This window comes from Acinetobacter sp. YH12106 (assembly GCF_013418995.1).
Lineage (GTDB): Bacteria > Pseudomonadota > Gammaproteobacteria > Pseudomonadales > Moraxellaceae > Acinetobacter > Acinetobacter pseudolwoffii.
Genome location: NZ_VPAV01000008.1, coordinates 102,521 through 116,994 on the forward strand (window position 1 = coordinate 102,521; position 14,474 = coordinate 116,994).

The following is a 14,474-nucleotide window of genomic DNA, read 5'->3' on the forward strand; positions in this document are numbered from 1 at the left end:
GGCTGAATGTTTCAAGGATAGGCTCCCGATTTCAGATAAATAGCTTAATAACAAAGAGGGTAAAACAACATGAATGATTATATGAGAAGTCCGCGTGGCGGCTTCGACGCCATGTATTATTGGGATCAGTTTCATCCCATTCTGAGTGCAATTGCCATATTAGTCATTGGTTGGATCATTGCATTACTGGTTTCGGCAGCAGTCAAGAAAGTCTTGCAAAAACTTGGAACCAATACACACTTAAATACGGCGACAGGCCATCGCTCTAATATCGAAAGTATTATTGCCCGGGTGGTGTTCTGGATTATTCTGATTATTGCCGTAATTGGTTCACTGAATGTACTCAACCTGACCAGTATCAGTGGTCCTTTCAGTAATATGATTCAGCAATTCCTGTTATTTATCCCGCAGTTACTAGGTGCAATTGCAGTCGGATTCATAGGGTGGATTGTCGCCAACCTGGTGAAAATAGGGCTACAAAAGCTACTTGACCGAACCCAACTAGACGAAAAACTCAGTGCTGAAGTGGGTGTCAGTCCCATTAGTCAGAACATCAGTGAAATTGCTTACTGGTTAATTTTATTACTGTTCTTGCCAATCGTACTGTCTATTCTGGGACTCAACGGTCTGTTGTTACCAGTTCAGAATATGCTGACTGATGTCGTAAGCTACTTACCAAATATCTTTATTGCTGCAGTGATCATTTTTGTCGGTTATATTCTGGCAAAAATTGTTCGCGGTATTGTTGAAGGCCTATTAAACAGTCTGAATGTACAACAACAAGCTGAAAAAGTAGGTATTTTCAAAAATTCCAATGTGGCACAGGTGATTGGTTCATTCATCTTCGCTGTCGTGATCATTACTGCATTGATTATTGCTTTTGAAGCATTGGGTGTCGAAGCGATTTCTCAGCCTGCCACGGCGATGCTGTATGAAATCATGAATGCCATTCCGAATATTATTGCTGCTGCCTTAATTCTGATTCTGGCTTATGTGGTCTCTAAACTGGTCGCACGTCTGGTGGTTGAAGTGGTATCGGGTACAGGTGTTGATGAAATTCCTGCCAAACTGGATGTACAGCGTTTTTTAGGCACCACTAAACTTTCGAGTGTGGTCGGTTATCTGATCGTATTGTTCACCATGTTATTTGCAGTGTCCGAAGCAGCAGACCGTCTCGGCTTTGAACAGGTGAGCGGCCTGATTGCGATGTTTATTTACTTCGGCGCCAACATCTTGCTCGGTGCCGTGATTCTGGTGATCGGTTTCTGGCTGGCAAATATTGTCGCGAACATCGTACAACGCGGTGAATATAACAGCTCACGCTGGTTAGCGAATCTGGTGCGTGTCCTGATTATGGGCTTGGTCGTTGCCATGGGTCTACGTGCCATGGGTATTGCCGACTCGATTGTGAACCTGGCATTTGGTTTAACGCTGGGTGCTGTCGCAGTAGCATTTGCTCTGGCTTTTGGTCTGGGTGGTCGTCAGCCTGCGGAGCGAGTTTTAACAGATCTGATTGATAAAGCAAAACGCGAAGCCAAAGAACCGAATCCAGTCAAAGATCAAGCTGAAAACAGCATATTTTCGGGATTAGGTACTCAGAGTACTTCAAGTACAACGGACATGGCAGGCACGACAGGTGCAGCGATGGGGATGGGTTCTACAGATACATCAATGGGACAATACTCCGACCGTTCACAAAACATGACCGGTACTACTGATTCTTCAACCACTACGCTAGGAGCAGGTATTGTGCCAAATCAAGATTCAGACGCAGAGGGTACTACGCCAATGAGTACGGACTTATCGTATACCACACCGGCAATCCTCACCACTGCACCGCAGGATGAGAATAGTCTAGATCCGGATCAGATCGTACCTGATTCAGTGGAGGTTGATCCTAAACATCCACCAGCCAATAATCCATTTGGTTCAACCGGAGAAAAAGAGCCTGATGTCGATATTGATCGTTCCACTCAGAAAAAAGATGACCTGAAATAACCTGTTATTTTTAACCAAAATCGACCACATTAGCGTGGTCGATTTTTTTCAGTCACGAGGAAAAATAAATGAATAGCAAGAAACCCAACAAAGTTCTGGCTCCTTTGGTTATCGCGGGAATTACCATTGGCTTTTTTACCGCTGCCTATCGATTTATTTTTGTGAAGAGCAAACAGGACGAGCAGTCAGAGCGAGCGCTGGATAGGAAAATACCTGATACAGACGAATTTAACTGAAAGAATTCTGCTGAATAACAAACAATAGAATTTGGCCTTTAAGAAATATATAATATTCAGGTGAATACTAAAATGATTTTGGTATTCTTCTTGCATTAAAAATATAAAAAAGGGAGATCAACATCATGTGGCAAACACTATCATATACATTCAAGAACACTTCAGCAGATGAAGCACCGCTATATTTGCGAGAAGCCACTCGAAAAATGCAGCTGACGATTGACCGTTTAGGAAATACGGCCAATCTCAAGCTGTTTAAGACAGATTATCTGGAATGAACTAAATATCAGTCTTGATGATCTATTGATTAAATATATTCCGATGCGGCATGCGCAGATGACCATGCCCATTGGAAATTATAGCCGCCCAAATGTCCGGTAACATCCAGCACCTCACCAATAAAATACAGGCCTTTCTGCTTTTGACTTTCCATGGTTTTTGAAGAAACCTCGCTGGTATCCACACCGCCCAAAGTCACTTCCGCAGTACGGTAGCCTTCTGTTCCGGATGGTTTCACTTCAAAACCATGCAGCCGTGTCGCAATCTGCTCCAGTTGATTATCACTGATATTGCCAATTGCGGTTTCAGTGACGTCAGTCCAGATTAGACTCTGTAATTCAGCCACGACACTTTTCGGTAAAAATTCATTGAGTAAAGTGCGCAATAACACTTTGGGCTGGCTTTGTTTTTTGGTTTTAAAGAAATCCAGTAAATCTACACTTGGTAAGAAATCGACTTGAAAGCTTTGACCGACATTCCAGTAATTGGACAATTGCAGGGAGCTTGGGCCACTTAAACCACGATGGGTAAACAGCAGTGCTTCGGTGAAACTGTTGAGCTCATTGGAGAGTGTCGCTTCTACGGCATTGCCACTCAAACGAGTCGTCACCTCCTTAAATCCATCAGAGAAAGTGAAGGGCACCAAACCGGCACGGGTTGGATAAACATGATGTCCAAACTGTTTTGCGATGTCATAGCCAATGCCTGAACCACCCAGCGTCGGGATGGACAAGCCACCTGATGCCACCACTACAGATTCAACCTCAAAATATCCAATTGACGTGGCGACTTGAAATCCTTGATCATCGACTGGATTGACTGCCTTTACTTCGCAGCTGGTTTTAAGATCGACCAGACCGGTTTTATCACATTCTGCCAATAGCATTGACAGAATATCTTTTGCACCATTGAGGGTAAACAGTTGTCCATGTTTGCGCTCTTCATAAGCAATACCATATTCACAGACCAGGCCAATAAAGTCCCAATTGCTATAACGCGTTAATGCTGAAATCACGAAATGTGGATTATGCGAAATATAATGGCTTGGTTCGACCTCCAGATTGGTAAAATTACATTTACCGCCGCCAGACATCAGGATTTTTTTGCCAACTTTATTGGCTTTTTCCACCACTACGACTTTACGCCCACGTTGTGCAGCCATATACGCCGTCATTAAACCTGAAGCACCGGCACCTATGACGAGAACATCGTATTGCTTGGAAGACATAAAACACTCGAGGGAGAACAAAAGGAAAGCATTATAGACAATTTTATTTCCGCTTTCTCTATTCCTGAACAATCAACAGACTGATTGCCAATCCGTATTAGAGTTTAAACATAAAATATTTGTAAGTCGGCTTAAAATAATGCATAGTTTTTGTACAGTTTTACAAAAGTCACAATAATAAGGCAGGGCTTATGGAAACGTCAGAGGATCTAAAACAATACAACCTGATCAGTTATATTCTTTATATTCTGGGGTTTTTTCTGGGTGTGACCCCATTTATAGCCATTATCATGAACTACATTAAACGTGATGAAATGCGCGGCACCTGGCTGGAAAGTCATGTGGACTGGCAGATTAAAACCTTCTGGGTCAGTTTGCTGGGTTATATTGTTGGTGGTTTATTGACCGTCATATTGATCGGATTTCTAATCATCTTTCTGGTCTTCATCTGGCATATCTACCGCTTGGTCAAAGGGATGATTGCGCTGAATAATAATCAACCGATTCAGGCTTAAGCAATTGTAGAAATAGTATCAATATTACGGCCTTGCAACCCGCCGCTATGAATCACCAGCAGTCTAGATCCTGCTGGGAAATAATCTTTTTCAATCAAATCAAAGATGCCCATCAACATTTTAGCGGTATAGACCTGCTCTAGTGGAATTGCAAATTCGGTTTCAAAATCCCGAATAAACTGTATGAGGGCTGTGCTGGTTTTGGCATAGCCGCCACAGCAATAATCATCCAGAATATTCCAGTTGGTTTTGCTGGTTAGTTGCGCGACTTCATCTTTTAAAAATGAGCCTTGCAGCGCTGAAAATCCTAAAACCTGCTGATGCGCCTGACTGGCTTCGATCAGACCGGTGATGGTTCCACCAGTGCCTACTGCGCAGCAAACCACATCAAATTGAGTATCTTGCGGGCTTAAAATTTCCTGACAGCCCTGAATGGCCAAAGCGTTGGTTCCACCTTCAGGAATGAGATAATGCTCAGGAAATTGTTGTGCGAGTTCGGCCAGATACTCAGGCTGTTGCTTGCGACGATAGTGTTCACGACTGACAAAATGTAGCTGCATCCCCAACTGCCGTGCGGTGGCTAAAGTCGGATTGAGTGGTCGATGGGCCAGCTCCTCACCCCGAATAATCCCCACACTCTGAAGACCAAACTGCTGTGCGGCAAATGCAGTGGCCGCAATATGATTGGAATACGCACCACCAAAGCTGAGAATCTGCCGATAACCCTGTCTTTGTGCTTCCAGAAAATTGTATTTCAGTTTAAAAAACTTGTTGCCTGAAATTTGCGGATGTACCAGATCCAGACGACGTATTGTTAAAATAATATCGTGAAAATTAATCTGTTGATCGGGAATATTTTGGGCAATCTCTGCAAACATAAAAATTAACACAGTCAGTTATTCGGCCATTATAGCGAAAGCAGTAAAGATCAGGGATTGAGAATAAGTCATTTTCAGGCATGAGATAAAAATTGACGCAGAATGTCACAAATATTCTGCTGATTATTTAAGCAGGGATGCTAATCTAAATACAGGAAACCCTTGAGGAGGGTAGAATAATGAAAATATTGTCCTATGCTGTTTTGGTTGGTGTAATGCTCAGTTTGTCGGGCTGTGATGATGCGATGAATAAACCTAAAACAGAGACCCGTACCATGATTATTGGTGGTGTACCGGTACATGATCAGGATTACCAACTGTTAGGCACGCAATTCATTGCTCAGGATCAATTAAAACAGTAAGCCATTACAGTAACTAAAATTCCTGACCAATACTGAAATTTTTAAAGCAAATCATCCGGTTTTTGCTTAAAATAATCCTTAAATTTTTAAGTCAGGTTATCTCGTGGAATCATTCTGGATTTTAGGCTCAATTGCTGTTGCCCTGATGTTAGGTGCAATGAGTCCCGGGCCGACTTCTATTTATGTGGCAAAAAATTCAATTGCGATTTCACGTAAACATGGTTTATTTACTGCATTGGGGACTGGTCTAGGTGCTGCAATTTTCGGTTTGCTGGCAGTACTGGGTTTGCAGGCATTTTTGCTGGCAGTACCTTCAGCCTACCTGGCTTTAAAAATTTGTGGCGGGCTATATTTACTTTGGCTGGCTTTTAAAATTATTAAACATGCCAAAGATCCGATTGAGGCAGATGTCGCCATTACCAAGCAGATGTCTTTACGCCGTGCCTTTACCACCGGTTTAATCACGCAGTTGTCCAATCCCAAAATTGCAATTGTGCTGGCCAGTATTTTTACCGCACTTTTACCTAAAGAAATCCCAACGTATTTTTATTTTGTTTTGCCAATTCTATGTTTCTTTATTGATGCTGGCTGGTGCTCACTCGTGGCTGTCGCACTTTCTGCTGAAAAGCCGCGCCGTGTGTATTTAAAGTTTAAGGCATTGTTTGACCGGGCAGCAGGTGCGGTGATGACCGTGCTCGGACTAAAACTTATTTTCGGAATGAAATAGTTTCAACACTTGAAGTCCTCATCCTTGGAAAGTGATCATTCTTGCTAGCTTTCCAAGGGACAGCTGATCATTTGAAATTAATCTTTAAAATGCAAGGGGATCCATTGGTAGCTTTTAGCATCTTTAGAATAGACATGCCCAATCCCCGGAAATGGTAAATGTGGTGCTGCCACCGTCTGGCCATTCTTTGCATATTCCGCAAAATACTTTAAGCGGGTTTCAACCGCTTTTTTCGGATCGATATCAAAATCTATAGCGGTCTGTGGACGGTCAAACTGAATGGTATGGGAGTGTACAATATCCCCAATAAATATCATCTCCTGACCCTTGGATTTTAAGCTAAATCCAAAATGCCCCGGTGTATGCCCCGCTGAACTGATCACATCAAAACCATGGATTTTATCGCCAGCTTTAAAGGTCTTTAACTGACCTTTGGCCTGATAAGGTGCGATGGCTTTCTTGATTTTATCGACTGTACCCAAAAAACCGGCCTGTTTTGCTTTTGGTAATTTTTCTACACTTTTAGGATTCATCCAGAAATCCAGTTCGGCTCGCGATACATAAATATTTGCATTGGCAAAATTGGCAACGCCGTTATTACTGATGCCGCAAACATGATCAGGATGTAAATGCGTTAATAAGATCGTATTGACTTGCTCAGGCTTTTGTCCAGATGCCTGTAAATTTGAATAAATAGACCCAAAGTTTGGCCCATTACAGCTAGAAGCACCGCTATCCACCAAGACCAGTTCTTTGCCTGTATTTACCAGGAAAGCATTGACGGAGGTCTGGATGCCTTTGCTTTGGTCAACATAATATTTTTTTAAAATCTGATTCACTTCTGCTTCAGGAATATCCTTAAACAAGGCTTTGGCTAAATAATTGGTGCCATCCAGCAGGGCAGTAATCTGGTAATCTCCAAAGCTGTATTGATAATATAAGGGAACCTGTTTTTGTTGCTCTAAAGTGGAAGGCGTTTGTGCGTGTGTTGGGGAAATACCTGCCAATGAACCTAAAGCAAGGAGTGATCCGACAAGAGAAGAGCTGAGGTATTTCATGGCTATTCTTATGTAATTAAAGTCAACTCTATGTATTAGCATGGATGCCAGCAAAAAAGAATATGAATATATTTACCATTTTTTTTAAATCGAAATGGCGATTTAGCATCTGTACTAAAAATTCAATCTGAATCTGTATATTGATTTTTTGAAAGTAAAGAATGTGTTTTTTGTAAAAATATTATTATAAATAAAATGCTTAGATGTATTTCACTTTTTATTAAAAGCTCGTTAACATAGGGTATTACGAACAAGCTTTGGGTGTCGCGATGAGTTTTTGGAAAAGAAAAAACAATGCCAGCTTTGTATTTTTCATTATTACCTTATATTCACTACTTGGTTTTGGACTGGGCTATGTGATTTGGGAATTTGTGTTGCAAGGCTAAGTGACCCAGCAATAAAAAAGCCTCTAGAGATAGAGGCTTTTTAGTTTTGAAATATGGATGAATTTAAGCAGTTTGTACCGTCAAGTAATGTAGTGATTTGGGGGATTGCTGATTTGGTGATGGCAGTAGCCTTCGACCTGTTTGTGTTGGGGGATGTTTGGTTCAGTAGCTTGAACAGTAGGGATAGATACTGTGTAGTGGTCAACAAATATTAGACACAGTTTTAAGTTTTCATGGGTTCTTGCAAGTTTTAAAGGGATAGTTTTTTCTTATGTTGAGTAATTTTTTTTATTGGGTTTTAATTCAAGTAATTAATTTTAATTAGAAAAGTGTAAACCAAATGTCTACTTATATTTCAAAGCCAAACAAACATATTGAAGAATACTTAGACTACTATTTCGATGGGAAAAAGAATTTTGAATATGCTGTTTTATTAAATGGTGCATGGGGAAGTGGTAAGACATGGTTTGTCAAAAAATACTTAGAAAAGAAAAAAGATCAGGGTAAAAATATCTGCTATGTAAGTTTAAATGGTATTTCAAAAACATCTATGATTGATGAAGCCATTTTTAAAAGTATTCATCCAATTCTTGGTAGTAAAGGAGCAAAATTAGCAGGTCAAATTTTAAAAGGGACATTAAAAGCAACTGTAAAAATTGATTTAGATGGCGATGGTAAATCAGATGGTAGTGCTTCAGGTAGTGTCCCAAAAATTGAATTACCTGATTATTTAAAAATTAATGATAATTTCATATTAGTTTTTGACGATTTAGAACGCTGTGAGTTAAAAAAAGAAGAAGTACTTGGGTATATTAATTACTTTGTAGAGCAGGATGGGATTAAAACACTCATTGTTTCGAATGAAGAGGAAATTAATAAAGAAAATGAGCAGTATTCTAGAAAAAAAGAGAAGTTGATAGGGGCAATATTTAGTTATACAGAAGATCAGCATTTAGCAATTCAAAGTATTCTGTATGAGATTGAAAATGGGGACTTAAGAAATCTGCTCACTGAAAATTTTGAACTAATAAAGCAAACTTTTAACCAAGTAGGATATAAAAACTTAAGATCATTTAAGCAGACAGTTTTTGCTTTTGAAAGATTTTATAAAAAGAATTATTTTGCTCCAAAGGGCGATTTTGACAATGAAATTTTTGAAAAAGTATTAAAAGCTTTTTTAATTCTTTCATTAGAAAATAAGAAAGGAAGATTCTATAAAGAGATCTTAAATTTTAAACCTGATTTAAAGGAAGAAATTTCTAAAAAGCCAGAGGAAAAAATTGCAGAATCAATATCAGGTTTTGAGGGTAATGATGCACAGGAATTTAAACGTAAGTATCAAATGAGGCTGGGAGATTATATTTTCACTCAAAAGCTTTGGGACCAAATTCTAAATAAAAATATTATTGCTGATGATTTGATTAACATGAATTTATCTGAGGCATATTTTAGGTTAAAAGAAGATAAACCAATATGGTGGAAGCTTTGGCATTATATAGATTTAAATGATAAAGATTTTTATGAACTAGTAAAACAAGCAAAGTGTAGTATTGAAAATTATGAATTAAACGATGTTACCGCTATCCTTCATACTATAAGTATGTTGGTGTATTTAAGTGACCAGAAATTAATACATTTCTCCATAGAAACCCTCATAGATCAAGCTAGGGAAAGATTTAAAAAAATAGTCAATATTGATGATCGATATAAAAGTTTGAGTTCTTTTGATCTTAGTGAACAATGTGGAGGTTATGGATTATATGCTAGGGATTTGGATATTTTCAAAAGTTTTTTAGAAAAAATTGCAGATGCATATCAAGAAAAATTCTTGGAAAAAAATTCTGAAAGATATGGTGAGCTGCTAGAGTTAATGCAGACAGATGCTTATACAGTTTATGAAAAACTAAAAAATCAATATTATGATTATCCAATATTGAAATCTTTCAAAGTTGAAGAATTTTTAGATCAACTCTGCAAAATTAACTTTAAAAATGCAATGATCGTATTAGATGCATTAAATTATAGATATCGAATTATTTCGGATTCTAAAATATTTTTAGAAGAACAAGACTGGTTTGAAAGTTTGATAACGTTAACTAATGAAAAATTAGTTCAATCAAAAGGAATTGAAAAACACAAAATAGAAGAAAAGTTTATACCTAAGTTGTCCCAGATAAGAAATGAAGCTTATAAAGGTTAATTACCTCTCCCTAACCCTCTCCTAAAAGGAGAGGGAATCTAAAGGCATAAAAAAAGCCCCTACAACGTAGAGGCTTTTCTTATTTTAGATTTAAAATCTTAAGAAACCTTATCACCCGGTTTAGCACCAGATTCAGGTGAAATCACCCAAACGCCGTTGCCATTACCCGCTGCCAACACCATACCGTTCGAAATACCAAAACGCATCTTACGTGGAGCAAGGTTAGCCACCATCACCACCAATTTACCTTTTAGGTCTTCAGGTTGGTAGAACTCACGAATACCACTGAATACATTACGTGGTTCAGCTTCGCCTACATTTAAAGTCAATTGAAGCAGCTTGTCAGAACCTTCAACCGTTGCAGCTTCCAAAACCTCAGCCACACGCAGGTCAACTTTCATAAAATCATCAATATTAATAATTTCAGCTTCGCCGACTTTAGGTTCAGCTTTCTTCTCGACCTTCTTCTCTTTTTTCTTTTCAGCTTTAGCTGGTTCAACAGCAGGAGCAGCTAAAGAATCTTTAGATGCATCCACCATGGCAGCAACCGCTTTTGGATCTACACGTTGCATCAATGGTTGGAACAATGCAATTTCGTGACCGACCAGAATCGTTTCACGAGAAGCGAAGTCGAAAGATTCTAATTGCAAGAAATCTTGAACTTGTTGCGCCAGTGTTGGCAACACCGGAGCCAAATAAACAGCCAATTGACGGAACAAGTTAATACCGACAGAACATACGTCATGTACTTGTTGTTCCTGACCTTCCTGCTTCGCCAGCGCCCAAGGCTTTTTCTCATCGATATATTGGTTCGCTTTATCTGCAAGTGCCATGATTTCACGAATCGCAGCAGAGAATTCACGTGACTCATATTGTGCTGCGATTGAATCACCCGCATCAATGAAGCTTTGAACCAATTCAGGCTCTGCACAGTTTGCACTTAACTTGTTATCAAATTTAGTATTGATGAACTTCGCACAACGGCTGGCAATGTTGACCACTTTACCAACCAAGTCTGAATTCACTTTTTGAACGAAATCATCCAGGTTTAAATCCGAATCTTCAACTTTATCCGAAAGTTTCGACGCGAAGTAGTAACGTAAATATTCAGGGTTTAAATGCTCTAAATAGGTTTCCGCTTTAATAAATGTGCCGCGAGATTTCGACATCTTCTGACCATTGACAGTCAAGAAACCGTTTACAAATAACCCTGATGGCGTACGGTAGTTTGCACCTTCAAGCATTGCCGGCCAGAACAGCGCATGGAAATACACAATGTCTTTACCAATGAAGTGATAGACCTCATTTTTAGAATCTTTTTTCCAGTAATCATCAAAGCTTAAATCAGGACGTTTGGTTTTGATATAGTTTTCAAAACTCGACATGTAGCCAATTGGCGCATCGACCCACACGTAAAAGTATTTGTTGGGGGCGTCTGGAATTTCAAAACCGAAATATGGCGCATCACGCGAGATATCCCAATCGTTCAGGCCATTTTCAAACCATTCATCTAATTTGTTGGCAATCGAGACCGGTAAGCGGCCTTCATCACGTGTCCATTTTTGCAGGTATTCACCAAAATTCGGCAACTTAAAGAAGTAATGGTCAGATGATTTTTCGACAGGTGTTGCACCGCTTAAAGTCGAATGTGGGTTCAATAATTCGGTTGCATTATAAGTTGCACCGCAAACTTCACATGAATCGCCATATTGATCTTCTACTTTACATTTCGGGCAGGTGCCTTTAATGAAACGGTCTGAGAGGAACATGCCTTTTTCAGGATCGAAAAGCTGGGTGACAGGACGAACCGCAATATTGCCGGCATCACGGTTTTTGAGATAGATTTCAGATGCACGTGCACGGTTGGTATCGCTATGGGTAGAATCATAATGATCGAAGTGCACCGCAAAACCGTCAAAATCACGGATATGTTCTTTTTGCACGTTGGCAATTTGTGCTTCCGGTGAAATTCCGTTGGCTTCAGCACGTAACATGATGGCTGTGCCGTGAGCATCGTCCGCGCAGACATAAGTCACATCATGACCCATTGCACGCATCGCACGTACCCAAATATCAGCTTGGATATAACCGAGTAGGTGACCCATATGAATCGGGCCATTGGCGTATGGAAGGGCGTTAGTGACTAAGATATTACGCACGGATATGACTCTCTCATTCGTATATTATGCAAGGTGGATGATTTTACCTGATGCAGGTCCGAATACAAAGCAATCCTTTAAGCGAATCAATTCCATTTCACCGCGAATTCGTGTCGAAAGGTCTTTGTATTTACAGAATGTCTTGGAAATGTAGATTTCCCTATATTGCGTTGCCAATAACAGTGATAATAGGCCATTGATCTAAAAGCTTTGAGCTAGAAAACCATGATTGACGAAGATGATTTTGATTTTGACCAACCTGTCACGCGTATTAAACAAAATGCAGCGAGTCAAAAACAGTTGGGCAGTCAGATTTTAAAAGATGCAGAAGCTTATCTTGAAGACATCTCGGCAGATGAACATACACTTTTAATCAAAAACTTATCGGGTTTAGTCGCGCAAGATGCTTATTTCCAAGTGCTGGCAGATCAGCTCGATCAACCGATTGGCGCGAAGTTTGCCAATGATGCTTTAAATTTGATGCATTTTTGGCCGGCCACTCACCAGTTTGAAGATATTGAGCAATTTAAGCTACTCGATATGATCAATAGCGAATATTTCCAAACTGAAATGCTGAAAGCCTTTGATGCCTTAGAGATTGATGAAGACATCAAAGCCAAGCGCCGTTTGGTGCTGCTTGAAAGCTTGAAAATGTACAAACTTGGCTTTTACAGCGGTTGTATTCCAAATGTCTATGCGCAGCTCGAAGGTATTTTGACAGATATCCTGATCAAAGCAGGCTTCTTAAAGCAAAATGGTACCAAGTTTGTCGATGTCTATAAAATCGTACCGGGTTTAAAAGGCAATGAAATTAAAAGCCTGTGGCATAAGTCTAAAATTGCGATTGAACTGAATCCGTATTTTGCTGAACTTACTGCCTATAAAATGGATTCAAGCTCAAATGTGACCATGAGCCGTCATAACATGCTACATGGCACAGATGTCGACAACTTCAATCAAGCACGCAGCTTCATTCTGTTGATCTGGTTGTTCTCTGCGCTCAGCTTTATGAGCACCTTGCGTGTCTGACTTGAAATAATATCTCCTGATGCATTTGCATCCTATAAACATCTGCTGTGAATTGGCAACACTGATTCTTTGGCTTTGGAAACTATGCTATAACGGCATTTGAATGAGAAGCCAAAGAAAATGTGCTGACAGGTTTACCAAGCCAGACTTTGTCGAAACCCCAAGTAATCGATGGACTTGAATCGCCAGAATCCAAAAGAGTTGGATTATTGACTTTGCAATACTGATTGGGCGCAGCTCATGCTACAGACTGCAAACAATAGCAACAACATGTACAGGCTTTGTTGCAGTTTGCTTACTGCGCCCGATTTGCCCCCACGCTTTGTGCTAAAAAATGGCCGATTGTTTATATGATATGCCTAAGGAGGGTACCTCATGACTCAGCAGAACCAGAGCAATAGTTCAAAGCAAAATCAAGACAAAGAACAACATGAGAAACAATTAAATCAGAAAGCCAAAGAAGAGCAAAAGCAAAACCAGAATGACCAGAAGCACAATCAGTCGCATGATACACAAGATACAAAGCCACACCAGACTGATGAAAATTCTGATAGCAAACAAAACTCTAAAGATACAGGCGCTGACTCGGAATCGAAGGATGAAGCCTCTAAAGAGCAGCCATCTGATCAAAAAGATAATTCGAAAAATGAGCAATCAGATAACAAAACTGAAAGCTTTAAGATGGATGATTTAAAAGCGAAGGCCATTGCGATTGGTGAGGAGCTATTACAAAAAGGCGAAAAACTTCTGAATGAGCTAAAACATGGCAAGTCCAACGGCCAGAAAAATGATGATCAAGGTTCAGATGACGCAAAAAAGGCAAAAGCTGATCATAGCACTGAAGATAAATCATCGAATCAGTCAGATAAACAAAATGCTAAAGAAGCTCAGACCGATCAACAGGCAAGCATGGCCAATTTAAAAGATGAGGCTGTACATAAGTTTGAAGATACAAAACAAAAGATTACTGAGTTAGTCAGTGAAGCCTCTACCAAGCTGGGTGAGCTGAAACAGATGGCGGCTGATAGCATGAATAAAATGAAAGAAAATCAATCTCAGGGCAATGATTCTGATCAGCAAAAAGATGCCAAAGCTCAAAATTCAGAATCGAAATCAGATCAGTCTGACAAGAGTGAATCTAAAGAAGATCAGGATAAAAATGCCAAGGATCAGCAGCACAAGTCTGAAAATAATAAAAATCATAAATAGACTGTGATTATTGTAGAGCCACTTTAATCAAAGAAGGTTAAAGTGGCTTGCTACACCTAAAATCAATAAAAATTCTTTTCACATCGCAGATTCAAATCTCAAGTGCGACACATTTGTAGTTAGTTGAAAAAGTTAGGTGTATTCGTAGAATCATTGGACTTTTTCAACTCGCAATTGGAAAGCACACAATGAAGAAATACACCCAACTTT

14 protein-coding genes are annotated in these 14,474 nt (G+C 39.7%); 10 read left to right on the forward strand and 4 right to left on the reverse strand.

Annotation, left to right across the window (positions count from 1 at the left end; all coding sequences use genetic code 11):
- The first annotated feature begins 69 nt into the window (after positions 1-69).
- The 3 genes from FTU45_RS08705 (at position 70) to FTU45_RS08715 (ending at position 2,512) form a co-directional block, all read left to right on the forward strand.
- On the forward strand, positions 70-1,998 hold the full coding sequence (locus FTU45_RS08705; RefSeq protein WP_180076269.1) for a mechanosensitive ion channel: 1,929 nt from the start codon (positions 70-72) through the stop codon (positions 1,996-1,998).
- A 68-nt stretch (positions 1,999-2,066) separates the two neighbouring features.
- Complete coding sequence (locus tag FTU45_RS08710) at positions 2,067-2,234, forward strand: hypothetical protein (RefSeq protein ID WP_005097883.1); 168 nt, start codon at positions 2,067-2,069, stop codon at positions 2,232-2,234.
- Positions 2,235-2,359: 125 nt separating this feature from the next.
- Positions 2,360-2,512: a hypothetical protein gene (locus FTU45_RS08715; RefSeq protein ID WP_167381268.1), complete on the forward strand. Its 153-nt coding sequence runs from the start codon at positions 2,360-2,362 to the stop codon at positions 2,510-2,512.
- A gap of 29 nt (positions 2,513-2,541) precedes the next feature.
- Here FTU45_RS08715 and FTU45_RS08720 read toward each other — a convergent pair whose 3' ends face one another.
- Positions 2,542-3,741: an NAD(P)/FAD-dependent oxidoreductase gene (locus tag FTU45_RS08720; protein ID WP_179999764.1), complete on the reverse strand. Its 1,200-nt coding sequence runs from the start codon at positions 3,739-3,741 to the stop codon at positions 2,542-2,544.
- Between the two features lie 191 nt (positions 3,742-3,932).
- Here FTU45_RS08720 and FTU45_RS08725 point away from each other — a divergent pair, with 191 nt between their 5' ends.
- Positions 3,933-4,256 carry a hypothetical protein gene (locus FTU45_RS08725; protein ID WP_180076270.1) on the forward strand — a complete coding sequence of 108 codons (324 nt, stop codon included), beginning with the start codon at positions 3,933-3,935 and terminating at the stop codon, positions 4,254-4,256.
- On the opposite strand, the gene FTU45_RS08730 is transcribed toward FTU45_RS08725, so the two are convergent.
- Entirely contained in the window at positions 4,253-5,134 is an 882-nt protein-coding gene (locus tag FTU45_RS08730) for a 1-aminocyclopropane-1-carboxylate deaminase/D-cysteine desulfhydrase (RefSeq protein ID WP_180076271.1), read from the reverse strand. The genes FTU45_RS08725 and FTU45_RS08730 overlap by 4 nt on opposite strands.
- A 179-nt stretch (positions 5,135-5,313) precedes the next feature.
- Between FTU45_RS08730 and FTU45_RS08735 the strand changes: the two genes are divergently transcribed.
- Both FTU45_RS08735 and FTU45_RS08740 read left to right on the forward strand, forming a co-directional pair.
- Positions 5,314-5,496, forward strand: a complete 183-nt coding sequence (locus tag FTU45_RS08735; RefSeq protein WP_159516138.1) for an NF038215 family lipoprotein — start codon at positions 5,314-5,316, stop codon at positions 5,494-5,496.
- Positions 5,497-5,599: 103 nt separating this feature from the next.
- Entirely contained in the window at positions 5,600-6,223 is a 624-nt protein-coding gene (locus tag FTU45_RS08740; protein ID WP_180076272.1) for a LysE family translocator, read from the forward strand.
- 77 nt (positions 6,224-6,300) lie between these two features.
- Here the strand turns inward: FTU45_RS08740 and FTU45_RS08745 are convergent, their stop codons facing one another.
- Complete coding sequence (locus tag FTU45_RS08745) at positions 6,301-7,281, reverse strand: MBL fold metallo-hydrolase (RefSeq protein ID WP_180076273.1); 981 nt, start codon at positions 7,279-7,281, stop codon at positions 6,301-6,303.
- A gap of 269 nt (positions 7,282-7,550) precedes the next feature.
- On the opposite strand from FTU45_RS08745, the gene FTU45_RS15620 reads away from it, so the two are divergent.
- A complete protein-coding gene (locus FTU45_RS15620; protein WP_086044934.1) occupies positions 7,551-7,667 on the forward strand; it encodes a hypothetical protein in 117 nt (38 codons plus the stop codon).
- A 340-nt stretch (positions 7,668-8,007) separates the two neighbouring features.
- The gene (locus FTU45_RS08750; protein ID WP_180076274.1) at positions 8,008-9,867 is read left to right on the forward strand and encodes a P-loop NTPase fold protein; all 1,860 of its coding nucleotides are present in this window, start codon (positions 8,008-8,010) and stop codon (positions 9,865-9,867) included.
- A gap of 98 nt (positions 9,868-9,965) precedes the next feature.
- Here the strand turns inward: FTU45_RS08750 and metG are convergent, their stop codons facing one another.
- On the reverse strand, positions 9,966-12,026 hold the full coding sequence (metG, locus tag FTU45_RS08755; protein WP_180076275.1) for a methionine--tRNA ligase: 2,061 nt from the start codon (positions 12,024-12,026) through the stop codon (positions 9,966-9,968).
- A 225-nt stretch (positions 12,027-12,251) separates the two neighbouring features.
- Between metG and FTU45_RS08760 the strand changes: the two genes are divergently transcribed.
- Positions 12,252-13,055, forward strand: coding sequence for a hypothetical protein (locus FTU45_RS08760; protein WP_180076276.1), 804 nt, complete (start codon positions 12,252-12,254; stop codon positions 13,053-13,055).
- A gap of 375 nt (positions 13,056-13,430) precedes the next feature.
- A complete protein-coding gene (locus FTU45_RS08765) occupies positions 13,431-14,264 on the forward strand; it encodes a hypothetical protein (RefSeq protein ID WP_180076277.1) in 834 nt (277 codons plus the stop codon).
- Positions 14,265-14,474: the final 210 nt, after the last annotated feature.

Coding starts and splice junctions, on each gene's coding strand:
- FTU45_RS08705 (WP_180076269.1), top strand. CDS start 70: ATGAATGATTATATGAGAAGTCCGCGTGGCGGCTTCGACGCCATGTAT.
- FTU45_RS08710 (WP_005097883.1), top strand. CDS start 2,067: ATGAATAGCAAGAAACCCAACAAAGTTCTGGCTCCTTTGGTTATCGCG.
- FTU45_RS08715 (WP_167381268.1), top strand. CDS start 2,360: ATGTGGCAAACACTATCATATACATTCAAGAACACTTCAGCAGATGAA.
- FTU45_RS08720 (WP_179999764.1), bottom strand. CDS start 3,741: ATGTCTTCCAAGCAATACGATGTTCTCGTCATAGGTGCCGGTGCTTCA.
- FTU45_RS08725 (WP_180076270.1), top strand. CDS start 3,933: ATGGAAACGTCAGAGGATCTAAAACAATACAACCTGATCAGTTATATT.
- FTU45_RS08730 (WP_180076271.1), bottom strand. CDS start 5,134: ATGTTTGCAGAGATTGCCCAAAATATTCCCGATCAACAGATTAATTTT.
- FTU45_RS08735 (WP_159516138.1), top strand. CDS start 5,314: ATGAAAATATTGTCCTATGCTGTTTTGGTTGGTGTAATGCTCAGTTTG.
- FTU45_RS08745 (WP_180076273.1), bottom strand. CDS start 7,281: ATGAAATACCTCAGCTCTTCTCTTGTCGGATCACTCCTTGCTTTAGGT.
- FTU45_RS15620 (WP_086044934.1), top strand. CDS start 7,551: ATGAGTTTTTGGAAAAGAAAAAACAATGCCAGCTTTGTATTTTTCATT.
- FTU45_RS08750 (WP_180076274.1), top strand. CDS start 8,008: ATGTCTACTTATATTTCAAAGCCAAACAAACATATTGAAGAATACTTA.
- FTU45_RS08760 (WP_180076276.1), top strand. CDS start 12,252: ATGATTGACGAAGATGATTTTGATTTTGACCAACCTGTCACGCGTATT.
- FTU45_RS08765 (WP_180076277.1), top strand. CDS start 13,431: ATGACTCAGCAGAACCAGAGCAATAGTTCAAAGCAAAATCAAGACAAA.